This window comes from Proteus appendicitidis (genome assembly GCF_030271835.1).
GTDB lineage: Bacteria > Pseudomonadota > Gammaproteobacteria > Enterobacterales > Enterobacteriaceae > Proteus > Proteus appendicitidis.
In genome coordinates this window covers 420281-440852 of record NZ_CP127389.1, presented here as the reverse complement: position 1 = coordinate 440852, position 20572 = coordinate 420281, and the positions used below count along the sequence as shown (strand labels likewise).

Sequence of the window (20572 nt, the reverse complement as noted above, 5' to 3'; positions counted from 1 at the left end):
TCAGAATTTAAATCCTTTGTGTAATGCAACTATACCTCCAGTCATATTGGTATAGGTAACTTGATCAAATCCCGCTTCTTCCATCATGCCTTTTAGTGTTTCTTGGTCTGGATGCATGCGAATTGACTCTGTTAAATAACGGTAACTTTCAGCGTCATTCACAATCACTTGACCAATTTTCGGTAGAATATGGAAAGAGTAAGCATCATAAATCTTGCTTAAAGGATCAAGAACGGGTTTAGAGAATTCCAGTACCAGCAGACGCCCACCTGGCTTTAATACACGGAACATCGAACGTAAAGCTTTTGCTTTATCGGTCACATTACGTAAGCCAAAGGAGATTGTAATGCAATCAAAATGGTTATCAGGGAAAGGTAACTCTTCAGCATTTGCTTGTACATAGTTAACATTACCCACAATACCGTGATCGCGTAGCTTTTCACGTCCCATTTTCAACATTGAGTCATTGATATCAGCTAAAACAACTTCCCCATTTTCGCCCACAAGACGAGAGAATTTAGCTGTTAAATCACCCGTGCCGCCTGCAAGGTCAAGAACACGTTGGTTACGTCTTACGCCACTTGCTTCAATGGTATAACGTTTCCAAATACGGTGAACACCGAACGACATCAAGTCATTCATTAAATCATACTTAGACGCGACAGAGTGAAAAACCCTTGCAACCATGGTTTGTTTATCATCTTTGTCAACGGTTTGGAAACCAAAATCTGTTGTTTCCTTAGTTTGTTGAGTCATATTATTTGCCCGCTAATTAATCAAAATTTAGTAAATTTAGTACTGGTCGTTTTCAGAAGTCTTTATCTCTTTATTTTATCAAATCAATCAGATGCTGATTTTTCAATGAGATCATTATCAATCGTTTTTTTTATCTCAACCCCTAAGGATTTAAAGCCTTCCGCTTGACTGATAAGATTTCCACGACCTTCAGAGAGTTTTTTCATTGCTAATAGATAGCCGGATTGCGCTTTTTGAATACTGTTTCCTAACCCTTGCATATCATCAACGAAAAGTCTTAATTTGTCATACATTTTAGCCGCTCTGTCTGCAATTTCTTGCGCATTTTGGCTTTGATATTCATAACGCCACAATGCGGCTATTGTACGCAAAGCAACAAGTAAAGTAGATGGTCCAACTAACATAATATTGTTTTTCAATGCTTCATCTAGCAAGTCTGGAGAATGACCAATTGCAACAAGATAAGCAGGCTCAATAGGTATAAACATTAAAACATAGTCTAAAGACGTTATACCCGGTAGTTTATGATAATCTTTTACACTCAATCCTTTAATATGCGCTTTAATTGAGTTCACATGCGCATAAAGCGCTTGTTTACGTTCATTATCACTATCACTACTAAAATACTTCTCATATGCCACCAGCGACATTTTAGCGTCGATAATAACATCTCTACCATGAGGTAGATGCACAATCACATCCGGTTGATAGCGACTACCATTTTCATGTCGAATGCTTACTTGGGTTTCAAACTCATGACCTTCACGTAATCCAGAAGTCTCTAATATACGTGCTAATACCGTTTCGCCCCAGTTACCTTGAACTTTATTATCCCCTTTTAGGGCATTAGTTAAATTAACGGCTTCTTGTGCCATTTTCACATTCAATTGTTGCAGCTGGCGAATTTCATGAACCAAAGTATGTCGCTCTCTGGCTTCTTGCCCAAAACCATCTTGTACTTGTCGCCGAAAGCTTTCGAGCTGTTCACGAAATGGTGACAGTAAATGGGTTAATCCTTGACGATTTAACTCTTCGGCTTTACGCCCACTCTGTTCAAAAATACGGTTAGCTAAGTTCTCAAACTGTGTTGCAAGCCGTTGCTCACTATTAATTAATAATCGCTGTTTTTCTTCTGCGGATATGCGGCTTTCTTCCCAACGAGTTGTCACTTCTCTTAATTCTGCTTCTTGGGAAGTAATAATTTCTCGTTGAGCACGTAATTCTTGCTCTAGCTGTTCTATATGTTGTTGTAAAGAGGGGATAATCACCGCTTTTTCTTGGGCGATAGCAAGCTGTGTATGATTTTCACGTAGCATGGCTTCTTTATCGGATAAACGTTGTTGGATAGACCACCAAACCAGCGCACCGCCAACAAGCACTCCACCTAATAAACCAATGATCCCGTATAACAACTGAATATCCACTAAAGTGACCTTTTTACTTTCCAGCGGGCTACGTTAAAACGCATAAGTAATATTGTCTAGCAACAATTTACATCATGACTTTATTTGCGATAAAGGACGCAGTTATCCCACCCATTTCGCAAGCCATTGCAAACCAAAAGCACCGGGTGCCAAAATACCGAATGCCCAAATCATAGCTGATGTTAAATTAGCAATTTGAAAATAACGTTGTGGCATTGCACAAATACCCGCAACTAATGGGACAATTGCACGAAAAGGTCCAAAAAATCGTCCAATAAACACCCCCCAAATTCCCCAACGATTAAAGAATTGATGACCTCTAACTAATGTTTGTGGTGAACGTGAAATGGGCCACATGTTTCTCACGCCCTCTTTATAGTGAAATCCTACCCAGTAGGATACCCAATCACCAAAGAAAGCACCTAATGCAGCAGCAAGCCAAATCGGCCAGAAAAACAGACCACTCTCACCAATTAAGGCGCCTAATCCTAATAAAATCACTGTGGCAGGAATAAGCAAAGAGATAAATGCGAGTGACTCACCAAAAGCAAGCAAAAACACGATCGGAATAGCCCAGATTTCGTGCTCTTTCACAAAGAGAGTGATGGTATGAATAATGTCTTGTACTGTCAAAATAGAGACCTTAAATTCGGTTAACCTAAGTGAAATAATAAATTGATTAACCGAATATAAATCACTTTATTATTCAAGAAAATAATTTTGTAAGGTATCTCGGCTAGAAGCATCTAAACCGATATCTTTCTCTAGCCAAGTATCCACATTACCGTAATGCTGATTAATACTCGCCAATGCAGTTTGCAGAAACTCTTCTTGTACTGAATAAACATAGGCAAATTTATCAACAATGTTATCACTCATTGTTTTGGCATGTTCTTCTAAAAGATAAGCGCGATAAGGCGCTAATGTTTCATTGGTAAGTAGGTAATCTTCCATTACTACATCTAAAGATGCACCCAACGCAAATAATACTAAAGCAGAGCCAACACCTGTTCTGTCTTTACCCACAGCACAATGTTGTACAACGCCCCCTTTCTCAGGTTGCTTTAATAATGTTGCCAGTTGTTTATATGCAGGATTATTAATAGGAAGTAATTTATATAACTGAAACATAAAGGCTTTAGCGTCAAATTGCTCAAGTATTTCAGGAGTCAGCTTTTCAAGGTTTGCAGAGACTTCTTTGGATAGCGGGTTTGCAGGAGCATGGTAATATTGCGCACCTTCCCAGACACGGTCTGGTTTATCAACAATTTCACCACTATCGCGATAATCAATGATTTGAAAAAGATTTTTATCAATAAGAAGGGATTGATCCGTATCCGTCAGCCTATCCAGTGATCCAGCACGAAATAACATTCCTGGCTTGATAATACCACCGTTGCTTAATTTTTTACCTCCTAGATCACGGAAGTTAATTCCACCGGTTAAAGGCAACACTGAAGGGTGTGTCTGCAAAATATCAGTCATATTTATTTTCTCATTGTTTTATTGTAAATAATTCTCAATTACATTATCAAAAATATAGTTCTATTGACATAGTATATTAAGCGAGTGAATTATTGCATAAAAAAAGCCCTTAACACTTGCGTATTAAGGGCTTCTATCAGCGATTCGAAAGATTATTTCATTAAATTACGAGCCGCTTCAATCACGATACCGAGTGCATTGTTCTCAGTTTTCTTCAGTAATTCCGCATCTGGAATTTCTTGTTGAGTACGGTTTACGATAACACCCGCAACCATACCTGCACGTAAACCTTGGCTTGCACACATTGTCAATAATGTTGCAGATTCCATTTCATAGTTCATTACGCCCATTTCTTGCCACTCTTTCATAGAGCCTTTGAAACGGCGAATAACACGACCTGTATAGGTGTCGTAACGTTCTTGTCCTGGATAGAATGTATCTGAAGATGCAGTAACACCGACGTGTACAGTGGAGCCATTGTCTTTAGCGGCTTTGTACAGTGCGTTCATACATTCAAAATCAGAAACAGCTGGGAATTCCATTGGTGCGAAATGTAAGCTTGCGCCATCTAAACGAACCGCAGCCGTAGTCACAAGAATATCACCTACATTGATATGTTCTTGAATTGCACCAGTTGTACCAATACGCAAGAAAGTACGAATACCTAACTGTGCTAATTCTTCAACTGCGATAGAGGTAGATGGACCACCGATACCTGTTGAACAAACAATGACAGCTTTACCATCAATTTCGCCACGCCATGACGTGTATTCACGTAAAGAAGCCAGATGAACTGGGTTATCCATTAATTTTGCAATTTTTTCAACACGCTTAGGATCACCTGGAACAATTGCTAAAGTGGCACCCTGTAGGTCATTTTTGGTTAAACCTAAGTGAAATACATCAGACATATCGGACTCCTCAATGGGACAAAACCAATGATCATTAAATTAAAAGTTACTGTATCAGTTTTTCAGACCTTTTTAGTGACCAACATCACTTACAAGGCAACAAACAAAGTAACAATTTCATAAAATTGTGATTACTATCACAAAAAGCGGCATATAAAAGACATGATCCGCAAGCACTATATCAATATTCGCCAGCATCAATCATTAACTAAAGTAAACATTTCTCTCATCAGTATAGATGCGATAAATACATTATTGAACATATACTCTAAATAATTCGAGGTGTAGCTAGGCGACAAGTGAATGAGCCGCTAGGAGCATACATCAGTATGTGACTAGTGCGAATGAACGAAGTCAACAACGCTACAGCTTGAAGTATGACGAGTAGCTAGGCGACAAGTGCAGGAGTCGCTAGAAGCATACATAAGTATGTGACTAGTGCGAATAAACGCAACCAACAACGCTGTGGCTTCAAGTATGACGAGTAGCTTGAAGTACAACGAACATAACGAGTAAACTACCCGCCCTTAAAAACATCGAATGTGACAAACAGATCGTCATTGGAGTGAACATGAGCTTATTTAACCAAATTGCGAGCCTACTAGGTGGCGAAAAAATCAATCAATATAAAACTGTCCTTGACTGGATTGGATCTCAAGGCGGCATTGAAGGCTTAGTAAAGCAATTTGATACAGCAGGTTTAAGTGAGCTTATTCAATCTTGGATAAGTACAAAGACAAATTTACCTATCAGTGCTGAACAAATCGTAGCGGTTTTTTCATCACCGGTGATTAATGAACTTGCGTCAAAAATTAATTTAAGTGCAACAGAAGCTTCTGAAATGGCGGCACAATATTTACCTAAATTAATTGATAAAGTCACCCCAGATGGCGTTGTACCTAAAGACTTAGACTTAGTCAGTGCGGGTATGGATATTTTAAAAGCGAAAATTTTTGGCGGCTAAATAAACAGACTGCGTTTTCCCTTATATCCCATAAGAGAAAACGCATCATATTCTTAATAATCAAAATTGATTACAGCAAACCTTCTTCAATCAACGCTTCATGAAAACGTTGTTTCTCTTCAGGCGTTGCCTGAATACGTTCTAAAGGTACATCCAAAGCATAAGGGATATTTTGTTGTGGTGAATAAACGGCTAATACGTAGGTATTTCCATTTTGCTCAATCACAATAGGTGGTGTTTTCTTATTTCCTGAATAAGCAATACGGATATCTTTACCCTCTAAATTAAGATGATAAGTCGCAATAAATTGCTTATTACTCACTACCATTTTTGCAGGAATAGCGATTAACTTTAAAGGCTGAGTTCCCACTGATAATAATGCTTTTCTCACTTTACTCGTCAATATTTGACGATAGATAAAAAAGACCACACTAAAACCAAATAATGCGATAAAAATAACCGTACTCATTAAGCGAAGCCAAATATTATCTATCGCCACATCAACGGTCATTTTACTGAGATCATTAGCATCAGCGACGGGTTCAACTAACACATCTTTAGGGCCTAAATCTAAAAAAGTAAAATTACGCGAAACTTCATTGCCTTTATAACGTAAATCAACACTACAGTTAGTCAGAACAAAAAGTTGAGAACGACAAGAGCCATTTACCGTAGCATCAACAGGTACTGCATTCTCACTGATTTTATAATCATAAAGAATATTGGGAATTTGATAAGCACTAAATACCGTCATTGCTAACATGAAAATAACTAAGAATAAGGTGCGAAATAATCCACCGTCTCCTCTTAGTGGAACTAATTTCAAAGGTCGAGTTGGAAAAGCATCTAATACTTTATCCGAAAGTTTAATGCTAGTTTGCACAATAATTATATCCATAAAATTAGAGAGTTTTGCAGTATAGCAACTCTAATGAATATCAATAATAAGATTTACTCTGGGTTTTAATGAATACCTTTTTTTAATTTTATATAAAGTTAGCCTGCTATTTTGACTATGCAACTTATCTAAAGTGACAGTTCAAAAATAACAGGCTAATAAACAATTAATTCTTTTATTACGCGTTTTGGCGTAAATATTTAGCAGCCTCAACCATATTCGCTAATGCTGCACGTGTTTCAGGCCAGCCTCGTGTTTTTAATCCACAATCTGGATTCACCCATAAACGCTCTGCGGGAATTCGAGATTGTGCTTTTCTTAATAAACCGACGATCCATTCCACATTTGGCACATTAGGTGAGTGAATATCATAAACACCTGGTCCAATTTCATTTGGATAATCAAAGTGCTCAAAGGCTTCTAGCAATTCCATATCTGAACGTGATGTTTCGATTGTAATCACATCAGCATCCAGCGCTGCGATTGAATCCATGATGTCATTAAATTCGCAATAACACATATGGGTATGGATTTGTGTCTCATCATCAGCAATGGCGGCACTTAATTTAAAGGCATCAACTGCCCAATCAAGGTAAGCCTGCCACTCATTACGACGCAGTGGTAAACCTTCACGTAACGCAGGCTCATCGATTTGAATAATCCCAATACCTGCTTTTTGTAAATCATCCACTTCATCACGCAGTGCTAACGCTATCTGTTTTGCAATCGTTTCACGCGTTACATCTTCACGAGGGAAAGACCAACATAAAATTGTCACAGGACCTGTTAACATGCCTTTGACTGGTTTTTCTGTTAATGACTGAGCGTAAGTTGCCCAATCCACAGTAATCGGAGCTGGACGACTAATATCACCAATAATCACCGGTGGTTTTACACAACGGGAGCCATAGCTTTGTACCCAGCCATTTTGCGTAAACACATAACCATCAAAATGTTCACCAAAATACTCCACCATATCGTTACGTTCAGCCTCACCATGAACTAACACATCAAGGCCAAGATTTTCTTGTTCAGATATCGCTTGCTTAATATGTTCGCTGATATTTGTACGATAAGCTGCTGTATCGATGCGCCCTTTCTTAAAATCTAAACGGACAGTACGAATTTCTGTTGTTTGTGGGAATGAGCCAATCGTGGTGGTTGGCCATAATGGCAAATTAAACCGAGTACGTTGTACTTCTGCACGTTGAGTATAAGGTGAATTTCTTTCACTATCTTGTGCTTCAATCGCCTGTAAACGAGCTTCAACTGTTGCATTATGTACGCGGGTCGAATGTTGACGTTGACGAATTGGCGCACTGTATTGTGCCAGTTGTTCATCATACTCACCTTCTGGTGCATTCAATGCCTTAGCTAACAAAGCGACTTCTTCACATTTCTGAACAGCAAAAGCAAACCAGCTTTTGACTTCATCATCAAGTTTCGTCTCTGCATTTAAATCAATTGGGCTATGCAGTAATGAACATGAAGTACCAATCCACAATGGACGTTTCCCTTTTAATGCAATCACTTGCTGATAACGTGTACTTAAATCTGCTTTCCACACATTTCGACCATTAATCACACCTAATGACAGAACCCAATCTTTAGGTAATGCTTGGTGTAAGTGCTGTAAATCATCTTGCCCTGCTGAAATATCAACATGAAGCCCCTCAACAGGTAAGTTTTTAATAATATCAAGATGATGAGAAATACCATCAAAATAGGTTGTCAGCAGTAATTTAGCTTGCCCTGTTAATGCTTGATAAGCTGTTTGATACGCATTTTGCCATTCAATAGGTAAATCCAGTACTAATGCAGGCTCATCAATTTGTATCCACTCAATACCTTTCTCTTTTAATGCAGAAATAACTTGTTGATAGATAGGTAAAATATCTTTTAGAAGCGTTAATCTATCAAATTCAGGGCCTTTTACTTTACCTAGCCACAAGTAAGTCACAGGACCCAGTAAAACAGGTTTTATTTTATGACCTAACGCTAATGCTTCATCGACTTCTTCTAATAGCGCTTTCCATGCAAAGCTAAATGACTGACCTTGCTGAAATTCAGGCACGATATAGTGATAGTTAGTATTAAACCATTTCGTCATTTCAGATGCAGCCGCAGGCTTACCTGTTGGCGCTCTACCACGAGCGACTCTGAATAGAGTATCAAGATCAAGTGAGCCATCTTCATTACGGTGACGAGGCGGCACATTACCTAACAGTAGGCTTGTACCTAACACTTGGTCATACCAAGCAAAATCACCGACAGGTAATAATTCAACACCTGCATCTGCTTGTTGTTGCCAATGGCGAGCGCGAAGCTCTTTACCCACCGCAACCAATTCTTCTTGTGAAATCTTGCCTGCCCAATAATTTTCTTGCGCCTTTTTTAGCTCTCTACCTAAGCCAATACGAGGGAAGCCAAGTGTGTGATTGCGAATTGTCATAATTAAAATCCTATTTTTAGCCGTCTAGATGTTTACACATCCATAATCTACAGGTAGTGTATAAATCACAAGCGCAAATTTTTCATCAACAACTTGAAGGTTTCTCATGATAGAAATAAAACATTTAAAAACGATCTTAGCCTTGAAGCACACAGGCTCTCTTGCTAACGCAGCAAATCAATTGCATCAAACGCAATCGGCTCTTTCACATCAATTTAGTGAATTAGAACATCGCCTTGGTTATCGAATTTTTGTGCGTAAAAGCCAGCCACTGCGCTTTACTTCACAAGGAGAAGTGCTCGTTAAATTAGCAGAAGAAGTATTGCCTATTGTTCGTAGAGCCATTGAAGCATGTAATGAACCAGGTAGTGTGAATTTGAATATAGCCATTGAATGCCATAGCTGTATTCAATGGTTAACCCCTGCATTACAGCAATATCGTCAAACATGGCCTGAAGTGACTGTTGATTTTCATTCGGGTGTGACTTTTGATCCACAACCAGCATTATTACAACGTGAATTAGATGTGGTGTTAACATCCGATATCTTGGATGATCCTCGTTTACACTACACTCCGTTATTTGACTATGAGGTGAAATTAGTTTTATCGCCAGATCACCCTCTTGCTAATCGCTTACATATTCAGCCACAAGATTTAATTGCAGAAACCTTATTTATTTATCCCGTACAAAGAGAGCGCTTTGATGTATGGCGTCATTTCTTACAACCTGCGGGGATCACACCACATTTTAAACATGTCGATAATACGTTGTTATTAATTCAAATGGTTGCAGCCGGTATGGGAATAGCGGCATTACCTCATTGGGCTGTTGAGAATTTTGAAAAACAAGGCTTAGTGGTTACAAAAACATTAGGTGAGGGATTATGGAGCCGGTTATATGCCGCTAACCGTAGTGGAGAGCAACATCAACCGGCAATTCGAGAGTTTATTCGTTTATCAGGTCAGCACGCGGTTAACAATCTTCCTTTTGTAAAGCAGGTCGGCGTATCCAGCGTCGATGGATCCAAAGTGATGCAACAATCAGGCTCGCGCCTATGATGAAACTTGGCCAATTTGGATGTTGCTGCCAAATAGAAAAATTCACTAACAATCCTGCTGGAACCATCATGTTATTCATAATAGCTAAGGTTCCAGCATCAACTTGTGTGGCACCGTAGTTCCACATAAAATACCCGATGCCAGAAGCGCCAATTCCTAACCAGAGTAAAACACCCCACTGTAGTGATGTTGTTGGCATTTTCTGCCAATCAGCAAAACACAGAGCGCCAATCAATGAAACGACAACGGCACCAAGGTAAAACCAAGAAAATGCATGATGTTGTGGAATAGGATGCACTTCCATTAATCGTTTATAACCCACCTGACCAATCGCAAAGAAAATATTAGCCAATTGTACTAATAACAGACCATACCAAAAGTCATCACTTAAATGGTCATAGCGAATAATCGCAGCCCCTAACACCGCTAATAATGAGCTAAATGCATAACCCCAACGTAATTTCTGACGTTCTAATAAATCATAAATTAACGTGACATAAAGCGGTGTTAATACCGTAAATAGTAAGAATTCTGCAACAGTCAAATAGTTATAAGCATGGAAGACGAACAGATACATAATACCGAGTTGGCAAGCACCCACCAGCATATAAAGCAGGATCACCTTAAAGCGGATCCCCTTCCAACGTAAGAAAGGTAAGAAGACTAAAGCCGCTAAAGAAACGCGGATCAAAACAGAGAGCCAGCTATCAACCTGACCCGCGAGATACTCGCCGATCAGGCTAAAAGAAGCCGCCCATAACAATGTTGTAATAACAAGCAACCACATAATTAGCTATCTTTCTCTACTAATAACGCTTCCATTAAATCCAACTCATGTAGCAATAGTTGGAGTGTTTCATTACTGATTTTTCGCGTTGCTCTTAAATGGTAAAGCTCCCCACGTTCAGCACGCAATGCTGTTAAACGAAAACGTCTTTCGAGATCTTCTTCTAACGCGTTATGGATCATTTCATCTTGATCTGCAGTACGGCGTCTTAAATAACCCGTTACACGAGAAGCAACTTCATTAATTTCTTCTGCATCCAACTGCTCATCGGTACTTGCGGCTAAGCGCTCTTCCATTTTATTCAGGCTGACCATTGCCACTTCTGCCATCACTTTACGCGCATAGCGAACTTCGTTTTTATCTGCTTCTTTGTCTGTTGCCTTCACACCTTTTAATAGGAAAGGAAGTGAAATAATACCCACTAAAATTGACAGTAAAATGACCCCCGCAGCAATAAAGATAATTTGATAACGCCCAGGGAAAGTACTGCCATCGGTTAAAAAGAGTGGGATAGAAAGCGCACCGGCAAGCGTAATCGCACCACGAACACCCGCAAATGACGATAACCACAACTCACGCGTTGTGTAATTAGCGAAATCAAGAGGATGTTTTTTCATAAAGATCAGGCTGATTTTTTTCATTAGCCATAACCATGTAAATCGCAGGATCAGCAGTGCAAAGTAGATAACGAAAACGGCTGCAAACAACATCCAGACTTCAACTTCTGGGTCAAGATCGGCTTGAATAACAGAGCTTGTCCAGATAATAGGAAGCTGTAAACCAAGCATGATAAAGACAAGACCGTTAAAGACAAATTCAAGCATTGACCACACGCTATCAGCACGTAAACGCATCGCAAGAGGTGCATTTCTGATAACGCCTGATTTACTGATAGTCATACCGGCAGCAACAGCCGCTAAAATACCTGAAAAACCAATATGTTCTGCAATAAGATAAGAGGCAAAAGGTAGCAATAACATAAAGACGATTTGTGTAGCCGGATCGTCTCCGCTCCAACGACTCATTAATCGTAAAGATTTACTGTAAACTAAGGTGACACCGATACCAGCCAGTAATCCCCCAACCGCGACTTTAAAGAATTCAAGGGTTGCACCACCAACAGTAAACACCATTGTGCCCATTGCCACTGCAACCGCAAATTTCAAGGCAACCAGACCTGAAGCATCATTCATTAATGCTTCACCTTCTAAGATGCCCATTATTCGCTTAGGTATTCGCCCTTTACCGACAATGGAAGAGAGTGCAACCGCATCCGTTGGCGAAAGTACTGCCGCCAATGCAAATGCTGAAATAAGAGGGATACTTGGCATCATCCAATAAATCAGATAACCGATACCAACAACTGTCACCATGACTAAAACAAGCACAAGAATAAAAATCTCACGCCCATTTTGGATAAATTCTCGTGTCGGTGTTTTCCAACCATCAACAAAAAGTAAAGGTGGGATCAATAGAACGAGGAATAATTCAGGATCAAAAGTGACATGTAAACCAAACTGAGGCCATGCCAATAAAGCCCCTATCACAATCTGTATTAATGGTAACGGAACACGAAAGGGAATTAATTTTGTGATAACTCCCGAAACTGAAACCACCAGTATTAAAATCAAAATAGTAAAGAAAATTTCCATGTTACCCTTACATGCCTATTTTTATCCTGAAAACCTGTCATCTTTCCCTTATAAAAGGAAAACCTACCAAACAATAAAGAAACAAATTATGTAAAATTCGCGCATCATACCTCTTTCTTTATCTATGCTTATTCTAAACAGATCACACACAGACTCTGTGAGAATATTTATAAATTAAGATTAATCGTATCTAACACCGCACATTGCACACAATTTATTACTCTCTATTTATTAACGGCATTAATTATAGAAAGCATACGTTTTTATTTCTCTTTTTCGGTCTAAGCAATGTAATAGAGCGTATAAAAACGTAAAACGTTAAGTAATTAAATAAAAAATAATAGATAAATAACAATAGCGATTAAATTTGAGAGCTAACGCGTAATGCTAATGATTATTCAATTGTTCTTAACATCGACATCATGACAACATCACAATATTTGCCCTCTCTAAAAGCTGCTTTACGGCGTACACCTTCAACTTCAAAACCTAATGTCTTATACAGATGCAAGCCTCTTTCATTGTCTGAATACACTTCTAATTCTAATCGTGTGGCTGCTAACCAATTGAAAGTATAATCAATTGCTGTATTAATAAGTAATTTACCGACACCTTTTCCTGAGTATTCAGCGCCCACCCCGATACCAAAACTCACAATATGGCGACGACGAGGATGATTATCGATTATCAGTGCTAAATGTCCCGCAACTTGACCATCAATGGTTGCAACAAAATTAGGGATATTTTGTTCTGAAAATTCAAGTAATCTTTTTTTCCACATCGTGACTGAAGGATAAGGAAATTGGCAAGTACAAATATATAAATCAGGATGTGTATATAACTGTTGAATTGCTGATGCGTCGTCAGGTTCGCCATGGCGTATTTTTATTTCTTGCATATCTTCTACCAACTATTTAATCACTAGATTTAATTTCGACAATAGCGAATAAAAGTAGAGAAATAAATAGCAAAAAAGCGGAATACAAATATATTCCGCCTTTTGTCTTTAAAACCGATTATTTAAATTAAATTGCCCACTCACCCGCATAAAATGCCACTAGAGCAATAGTAATTAACACTGTGCCAATATTGAGTTTGCGCCATTCCCCTGCAAATACACGACCAATAACCAAACAGCCGAAACCTAACATAATGCCAGTGACGATATTACAGGTTAAAACAATAAATACAGCACATACCATGCCTGACATTGCATCAACAAAATCACTGAAATCTAACTTAGTAACGTTACCTAACATCAATAAACCCACATACATTAACGCAGGTGCCGTTGCATAAGCGGGAACTAAATAAGAGAGAGGCGATAAGAAAAGGATCAGTAAAAATAGAATACCGACTACTGTTGCAGTTAACCCTGTTTTACCACCAGCAGCCGTTCCTGCGGCTGATTCAACATAAACTGCGGCGGGTGCTGCACCAATAACCCCGGCAAAAATGCTACTGACAGAGTCAGAAGTCAGCGCTTTTCCACCATTAATAATTTGCCCGCGTTTATCTAATAAATTTGCTTGACCCGCAACCGCACGAATAGTCCCTGTGGCATCAAAAATGGCTGTCATCACTAACGCAAGCACACTTGGTAATACTAAAGGCTGTAAGGCACCTTTAATATCCATTGCAAATAATAAAGAAAGCCCCTCTTCACCTAATTGAGGCATTTTAAAGATGCCTTGATATTTCACATTAGGATCAAAAATAAGACCAATAATCGAAATCGCCACAATCACTAATAGCACGCCACCGGGTACTTTACGTTTTTCTAATCCGAAAATAGCGGCCAATCCTGCAAGTGACATCAGAACAGAAAATGAGGTAAATTTGCCCATTGCGACAGGTAAACCATCAAATGGGTTTTTAACCACTAATCCAACACTGTTTGCTGCGATTAAAAGCAGAAAAAGCCCAATCCCTATTCCTGCACCATGTGCAATACCAATTGGAATATTTTTTAAGATCCAAGTGCGAATGCCCGTTAGTGAGAAAACGGTGAATAAACACCCCATTAAAAATACGGCACCTAATGCAACGGGCACAGAGATGTTTTGTCCCAACACCAAGCTAAAAGCGGTAAATGCTGTTAATGAAATAGCACAGCCAATTGCCATAGGAAGGTTTGCCCACAATCCCATTAGAAGAGAGCCTAATCCCGCGACTAAACAGGTTGCAATAAAAACCGCTGTATGTGGAAAACCGGCTTGCCCTAACATGCTAGGAACAACAATAACGGAATACACCATAGCCAGAAATGTCGTCAAACCCGCGATCATTTCTTTGCGAACAGTTGTGCCGCGTGCTGTAAGTTGAAAATAGCTATCCAGTTTACCTGTGCTTGCTGATTGATTAGCAGACATTACATTCCTCTGACATAAAAACGGTTCACTCTCCAAAAAACGAAAACGATTACGTACCAATTAAAATAACCTCTTATCGATAAAAAATCTTAAGAGGGAGTCAAAAGCAAACGTTTGGTTTTTCGTGTGGATTGAGTGAGAGAATTTGACGCAAACGATTATCTGGTGCTTTTAGGGTAAGAATCAAGCGAAAAAATATATTTTTAATAAAAATGTCATAAAAAGATAATTTAAAGTTAGAAAAAAAGAAAAAGAGGAAAGCAGTTACCTACTTTCCTCATCATTCTACTTTTGTACAATCATCCAATATCATGTTTATCTCACAGTAGAAAAATAACTTAATTGATTGTTTTTATTGAATTTATATTAAACGTTATGATAACTAGGTATATTTATCTATTATTAGTAACTTTAATAAGTTACTTAAATAAATAATACCTCCCGTTCCCAATGTGTGGCGATTAACGATTTACAGTATTCATTATTTTTTACCTGAAGATAACGTCATCTTCTACTTCTAACGTTAGATGAATAGGCGCAGTTTTAGCAAATAATTTTCCGTTTTTCATAAGCACTTCTAGATTATTCTTAATAAGTTTTAAAATAAGTACAATTACGAAAGATAATTACAATCATTTAAAAAAAACAATAAGATAAATTTTTAGTATTTAGAAATCGAGAGAAGGAAGGCTTCCTCTATCGCATTCCTTTCAGCCTAAATGGAATACGATAGAGAAAACATAATATTAAGATGAGCTACTATTGAGTGCTTCAACACCTAAGTTCCAACGATCCATCGTTGACACTAAGAATAAACCTGTCATAGCAACCAACAAGAATGGCAGTGAAGATGAAGAAATTTCTGACATCGCGCCAGCCAGCAAAGGTCCTGATAAATTACCTATTCCCCATAACATCGCAGCCGACGCATTAGCAACCATGAGATCATTGCCTGAGAAATATTGCCCTATTTGTACCAACGCAATGGTGTATATCGCACCCGCTGTTGCACCCAATACCAGCAATAAAGGCCAAATCAAAAATGTATGAGACATCGTGATAGGTAATAATAAGCTTGCTAGTAAAGTCACTACACCACAAATTCGATATAACCGTGTTCTATTCATATGATCCGCAAGCCAGCCAAATGGCATTTGCATAATGGCATCACCCGCTAAAATAGCGCTTATCATCATGGCGGCAATAGCTTCCGTGTGTCCCATACTTAGACCATAAATAGGAAACATAGAAAGTACGGTTCCATCAAAAAAAGCAAAGAAAATAATGCCACCGCAAATTGCTGGCGCGACTTTAACAAAGCGGATAATAGAAAAATTAGGCTCTTGCGTATCTTTTGGTAATTTATCGCCTGTTTTCTGATCCATCATTAAAAACAGGACAATAGAGATAATATGAATAAAGACACTAATTAAAATAGGTGTCTTATCTGCGACGCCATAAAGCGCAATAATTGAAGGTCCTAATAACTGGCTAATAGTAAATACCGTCGTATATACCGCTAAAATTCGCCCTCGTTTATTATCAGGCGAAAGCTCATTAATCCACGTCTCACCTAAACAAATCATCACACCACTAGCAATCCCAGTGATAAGTCGTAAAGGAAATAACAACTCTAAAGGTAAGCTCCCCATTAATGGTAATAGGCTTATCGCAGAAACAATGGTTGCTAATAACATGGCAAAGCGTTTGCCAATCCATTGCACAATACGCCGAGCAAAAGGCGAAATAATTAACATCCCAATAGCGGGTGCAGCGGAAATAAGCCCAATGATAGATTCACTAATACCCACTAAATTAAGGCGCAGTGCCACCATAGGAATAGTTAATCCGATAACAATCCCGATAACGCCAATACTTACCGTGATAGTTGTTATCGCAAAAACTTCAGATTGGCGATAATTTTGATGTGACATATTATTTTGTTTCTGTGAATAACAGAAACCTCTGTAATAAAAGGAAGGTGGTTAAATAAAATATTGTTTTATTATAGGGGATAAGAAATAGATAAACATGCTTAAAAAATAATGTTAATTAGAGAAAGATCTCCGTTTGACTCACAAAGATCTTTGCCTTTCACAATATTCTCACTTCACCATTATTTATCCTACAACGCTTAAGAAAAATAACGATAAATAAGCACAGTACCTGATGCCAATACAATGGTGTAAATCACACTCATAAACCGTGCTTTTGACATCCGTAATGTTAAATTGCGCCCTAACCATACACCAGCAAACATAGCCGGTAAGAAAATAACGGCTAACTTAAGAATATCCAATTGCCAATAAATACCTGCAAATAAGAAAATTACCACTCGCGTTAGTGTGCTAAAGCCAATCAAGGTAGTTTGTGTAATGCGAAACTTGTTTTTATCTGCAATTCTACCTGACAAGTAAATTGCATATAAAAAGCCACCACTGCCAAACAACGCACTAAACACACCACCAATTAACCCGAAAGGATAAACTAAGCGTTGAGAAAATTGGCTTTCTTGTTTTTTCCAAAACAAGGCATAAATTGCATAACAGGTAGCAAAGATACCTAAAAGAAGAGAAAGCAAATCAGGTCGTGTGGTTAATAAAATCGTAGCACCAACCAGACTACCAATAATAATCAGCGGAATAAGGTAGCGTATCTCTTTAAAATCAGCCTGTTTACCATCTCTTAAAACATTCACTACAGCAGCACTTAAATCGATTAATGCCAATAAAGGCACTATCATTGAAAGAGGTAAATAAAGAGCTAATACAGGACCTGCAATTAACGCAGAGCCAAATCCAGCCATACCGAAAATAACATAAGCAAAGAATAAGGTAAGTAGGCAAATAAAAAGATCAGACCAACTGAGTAAGTCCATCATAGTAAACCTTGAATAATTATCATTTAACGAAGGATATTAGCGTAATTATTAAAAATCGAACAGAGATCGTCACACTATTCACAAAATACAGCAGAAACAGGATCTCATTTTTCCGAATACGGTTAATTAGTGTTATTATCTAGTCGGAATGACACTTTTAAACTAACGATATTTTGAATTGGCAATGAACCCACAACCTCCTAAAAAAACGAATGAATACCTTGGTAATAAAGTCAAACAATTAAGACAGTCTCGAAACTTGTCACTTAATGAGTTATCAAGAAAATCGGGAATATCCAAGGCTGCATTGTCAAAATTAGAATCGGGTGATTCTAATCCTAGAATCGATACCTTAGAGGCTATCGCGATAGCACTTGGCTTTCCGTTAGGGGATTTATTTAGTTTCACACGAGAAGAATATCCTCGTTTAGAACGACATAAGCCTATTGTGGGTGATTATGCCCAAGAGTTTAAATTTCGTATTGGTATCGGCAATATTACTGAAATTTGGCATATCGAAATGAAGCATGGCGCGATCATCAATAGCCCCGCTCACGCAGATGGCACTCAAGAACACATTATGGTCTATTCGGGTAAATTAATGATGCGTTTTGATAATGATGAAACAGTCTTACTCGAAACGGGTGATTTTTACGCCTTTCACGGTAATACCCCTCACTCTTATATTTGTGTTGAAGGGCATTTGCGTGCATCCGTCATTATGTCTAGCCCCAATCAACAGCATTATCATCATCGCCCTTAACTTTTTTATTCACGATAAAAAATATGGCTTTATTCCTATTAATTATAAATACCGTAATTAAGAATAAAGCCACCGATGGCATAACAATAAAAAGTTAGTTTAAATAGCTTTCCATTTGTTCGAAAACACGTAAATCGTCACTGAATCTCACTTCTTTTACGTCTTCAAGCTTTTCTACCTGACTCACCATTTGCATTAGCCGATCATCTTTTTGCACTAATAGCCAAATACGGCTTTTATCGCTATTTTTCATCGGTAAACACAAAATACCATCAACGTTAAAGGCGCGGCGAGCAAATAGCCCACAAATATGGGTCATAACACCGGGATGGTTGCGAACAATCAATTCCAGCGCGATAGGTTGTGATTGTTGTGACATAAATTAAGCTCCTATCATCTCAATATTTGCCGCCCCTGGCGGTACCATTGGAAATACTTTTTCATGAATATCAATCATGACATGAATTAAACACGGACCTGGTTTTTCAATTGCTGCTTTTAATGCACTCGCAGGATCTGCTTCCTGATTTAAGTCACAGGTATCTAAACCAAAACCTTGCGCAATACGAATAAAATCTGTTTGATAAGGGTAAGCGGCAGCATAAATACGCTCTTCAAAAAACAGTGTTTGTTGCTGATGCACTAAACCTAGCGCCTGATTATTAATCAAAATAATTTTGATATCTAATTGGTGTTCAGCCGCGGTAGCAAGCTCTTGAATATTCATCATAATACTACCATCCCCCGAGAAGCAGAGGATTTTCTTATGCGGCTCCGCTAACGCGGCACCAATCGCTGCAGGTAAACCAAAACCCATCGTGCCTAATCCACCCGAAGTTAACCATTGTCGAGGTCGATTTAACGGATAGGCTTGCGCTACCCACATCTGGTGTTGTCCTACATCCGTCGTAATAATCGCATCGTCATCTACGCAATTTGCAGCCGCCAATACAATACCGTAACCACTCAGAATATTTTCAGCGTTTTTCATCTCCAATGGATATTCTTGTTTCAGTGTCGTAACACGCTCTATCCATTCATTACGTTTATTGTTATTAATCAATGGTAATAACAGTGATAACACTGATTTCGCATCAGCGTGGATCGCAATATCCGGGCGTTTGATCTTGCTAATTTCAGCGCGATCAATATCAACATGAATGATTTTAGCATTAGGGCAAAACTTCTCTGCTTTGCCAATTGCGCGATCGTCAAAGCGCGCCCCTAATACAATTAATAAATCTGCTTCTTCTAAAATAAAATTGGTACTACGAGTCGCATGCATCCCCAGCATTCCCAAATACAAAGGGTGTGAAGGTGGCATTAATCCTAATCCCATTAAGGTCATCGTTGTAGGCAGGTTATTTTTCTCTGCTAATTCAATCGCTTCTTTACATGCTTCTGAGCTAATTATTCCACCGCCTAAATATAAAACCGGATTTTTAGCTTGGTTGATCATTTGTGCCGCTTGTATTACTAAATCAGTATTAAATGCGGGTACAGGATCTTTTTGTGGAATAGGCGGTAGCGCTTCTAACGTAATGGTGGCTTGCTGAATATCTTTTGGTACGTCAACCCAAACAGGTCCCGGTCTTCCTGACATCGCTAAACGAAACGCATCACAAATAATTTCCGGTAAGTCAGCAATATCGCGTACTAAATAATTATGTTTAGTGATAGGGATAGACATGCCATAAGTATCAACTTCTTGGAAGGCATCTGTGCCAATCATTGCAGAAGACACCTGACCGGTAATACACACTAAAGGAATGGAATCTAATTTAGCATCTGCGATTGCAGTGACTAAATTTGTCGCACCCGGCCCACTTGAGGCAATACAAACAGCCGGTTTACCATTTGCTCTTGCAATACCTTGAGCGATAAAACCAGCGCCCTGTTCATGGCGAGTTAAGATATGGCGAATAGATTTACTTTGGCTTAATGCGTCATACAAAGGCAATGCCGCGCCACCGGGGATCCCAGCAATTGTCGTAATGCCTTGCCGTTCCAGTAAATAAACGATTAATTGTGCACCAGTAAAGGTTCTACTTGTGGCGTTATCTTGTTGAGCACCCATTTTTCTCTGTCCTTTGTTCTAAGCCGGACTTTATGGGCGGTAGAAAAGAAAAACCCCGCCCGGTTAATGCGCCGGCGGGGTTGCGAAACT

18 protein-coding genes are annotated in these 20572 nt (G+C 38.8%); 3 read left to right on the top strand and 15 right to left on the bottom strand.

The features are described 5' to 3' along the window. The 5 genes from ubiE to udp all read right to left on the bottom strand — a co-directional run bounded on the left by ubiE (nucleotide 1) and on the right by udp (nucleotide 4576). Nucleotides 1-756 (bottom strand): bifunctional demethylmenaquinone methyltransferase/2-methoxy-6-polyprenyl-1,4-benzoquinol methylase UbiE, encoded by a 756-nt coding sequence (gene ubiE / locus QQS39_RS02170; protein WP_075672293.1) that lies wholly within the window; start codon nucleotides 754-756, stop codon nucleotides 1-3. A gap of 83 nt (nucleotides 757-839) precedes the next feature. Continuing rightward, entirely contained in the window at nucleotides 840-2180 is a 1341-nt protein-coding gene (rmuC, locus tag QQS39_RS02165) for a DNA recombination protein RmuC (RefSeq protein WP_151434095.1), read from the bottom strand. Between the two features lie 102 nt (nucleotides 2181-2282). Further along, entirely contained in the window at nucleotides 2283-2813 is a 531-nt protein-coding gene (locus QQS39_RS02160; protein ID WP_285805303.1) for a DedA family protein, read from the bottom strand. Nucleotides 2814-2882: 69 nt separating this feature from the next. Beyond that, nucleotides 2883-3665, bottom strand: coding sequence for a tyrosine-protein phosphatase (locus QQS39_RS02155; protein ID WP_196571056.1), 783 nt, complete (start codon nucleotides 3663-3665; stop codon nucleotides 2883-2885). Between the two features lie 152 nt (nucleotides 3666-3817). Continuing rightward, nucleotides 3818-4576: a uridine phosphorylase gene (gene udp / locus QQS39_RS02150; protein WP_151434092.1), complete on the bottom strand. Its 759-nt coding sequence runs from the start codon at nucleotides 4574-4576 to the stop codon at nucleotides 3818-3820. 571 nt (nucleotides 4577-5147) lie between these two features. Between udp and QQS39_RS02145 the strand changes: the two genes are divergently transcribed. Further along, entirely contained in the window at nucleotides 5148-5540 is a 393-nt protein-coding gene (locus QQS39_RS02145; RefSeq protein WP_151434091.1) for a YidB family protein, read from the top strand. 70 nt (nucleotides 5541-5610) lie between these two features. Here the strand turns inward: QQS39_RS02145 and QQS39_RS02140 are convergent, their stop codons facing one another. Both QQS39_RS02140 and metE read right to left on the bottom strand, forming a co-directional pair. Next, nucleotides 5611-6438, bottom strand: coding sequence for a hypothetical protein (locus QQS39_RS02140; RefSeq protein ID WP_349497259.1), 828 nt, complete (start codon nucleotides 6436-6438; stop codon nucleotides 5611-5613). A gap of 178 nt (nucleotides 6439-6616) precedes the next feature. Then, nucleotides 6617-8890, bottom strand: a complete 2274-nt coding sequence (metE, locus tag QQS39_RS02135; protein WP_285805301.1) for a 5-methyltetrahydropteroyltriglutamate--homocysteine S-methyltransferase — start codon at nucleotides 8888-8890, stop codon at nucleotides 6617-6619. Between the two features lie 106 nt (nucleotides 8891-8996). Here metE and metR point away from each other — a divergent pair, with 106 nt between their 5' ends. Next, nucleotides 8997-9950: an HTH-type transcriptional regulator MetR gene (gene metR / locus QQS39_RS02130; RefSeq protein WP_075672279.1), complete on the top strand. Its 954-nt coding sequence runs from the start codon at nucleotides 8997-8999 to the stop codon at nucleotides 9948-9950. Here metR and QQS39_RS02125 read toward each other — a convergent pair. The 6 genes from QQS39_RS02125 to QQS39_RS02100 form a co-directional block, all read right to left on the bottom strand. Further along, nucleotides 9865-10737: a carboxylate/amino acid/amine transporter gene (locus tag QQS39_RS02125; protein ID WP_151434088.1), complete on the bottom strand. Its 873-nt coding sequence runs from the start codon at nucleotides 10735-10737 to the stop codon at nucleotides 9865-9867. The two genes, metR and QQS39_RS02125, sit on opposite strands and share 86 nt — an antisense overlap. A 2-nt stretch (nucleotides 10738-10739) precedes the next feature. Next, nucleotides 10740-12389 carry a Na+/H+ antiporter gene (locus QQS39_RS02120; RefSeq protein ID WP_151434087.1) on the bottom strand — a complete coding sequence of 550 codons (1650 nt, stop codon included), beginning with the start codon at nucleotides 12387-12389 and terminating at the stop codon, nucleotides 10740-10742. A gap of 394 nt (nucleotides 12390-12783) precedes the next feature. After that, the gene (locus QQS39_RS02115; RefSeq protein WP_285805300.1) at nucleotides 12784-13287 is read right to left on the bottom strand and encodes a GNAT family N-acetyltransferase; all 504 of its coding nucleotides are present in this window, start codon (nucleotides 13285-13287) and stop codon (nucleotides 12784-12786) included. Nucleotides 13288-13414: 127 nt separating this feature from the next. Next, nucleotides 13415-14761, bottom strand: coding sequence for an NCS2 family permease (locus tag QQS39_RS02110; protein ID WP_151434085.1), 1347 nt, complete (start codon nucleotides 14759-14761; stop codon nucleotides 13415-13417). 746 nt (nucleotides 14762-15507) lie between these two features. Beyond that, on the bottom strand, nucleotides 15508-16695 hold the full coding sequence (locus QQS39_RS02105) for an MFS transporter (protein ID WP_196735878.1): 1188 nt from the start codon (nucleotides 16693-16695) through the stop codon (nucleotides 15508-15510). Nucleotides 16696-16895: 200 nt separating this feature from the next. Then, nucleotides 16896-17642 (bottom strand): sulfite exporter TauE/SafE family protein, encoded by a 747-nt coding sequence (locus QQS39_RS02100; protein WP_151434083.1) that lies wholly within the window; start codon nucleotides 17640-17642, stop codon nucleotides 16896-16898. 184 nt (nucleotides 17643-17826) lie between these two features. Between QQS39_RS02100 and QQS39_RS02095 the strand changes: the two genes are divergently transcribed. Then, the gene (locus tag QQS39_RS02095; protein ID WP_151434082.1) at nucleotides 17827-18405 is read left to right on the top strand and encodes a helix-turn-helix domain-containing protein; all 579 of its coding nucleotides are present in this window, start codon (nucleotides 17827-17829) and stop codon (nucleotides 18403-18405) included. Between the two features lie 94 nt (nucleotides 18406-18499). Here QQS39_RS02095 and ilvN read toward each other — a convergent pair whose 3' ends face one another. Together ilvN and ilvB are read right to left on the bottom strand one after the other, a co-directional pair. Beyond that, entirely contained in the window at nucleotides 18500-18784 is a 285-nt protein-coding gene (gene ilvN / locus QQS39_RS02090) for an acetolactate synthase small subunit (protein ID WP_069368073.1), read from the bottom strand. Between the two features lie 3 nt (nucleotides 18785-18787). Next, nucleotides 18788-20482 carry an acetolactate synthase large subunit gene (gene ilvB / locus QQS39_RS02085; protein ID WP_285805299.1) on the bottom strand — a complete coding sequence of 565 codons (1695 nt, stop codon included), beginning with the start codon at nucleotides 20480-20482 and terminating at the stop codon, nucleotides 18788-18790. Nucleotides 20483-20572 lie beyond the last annotated feature (90 nt).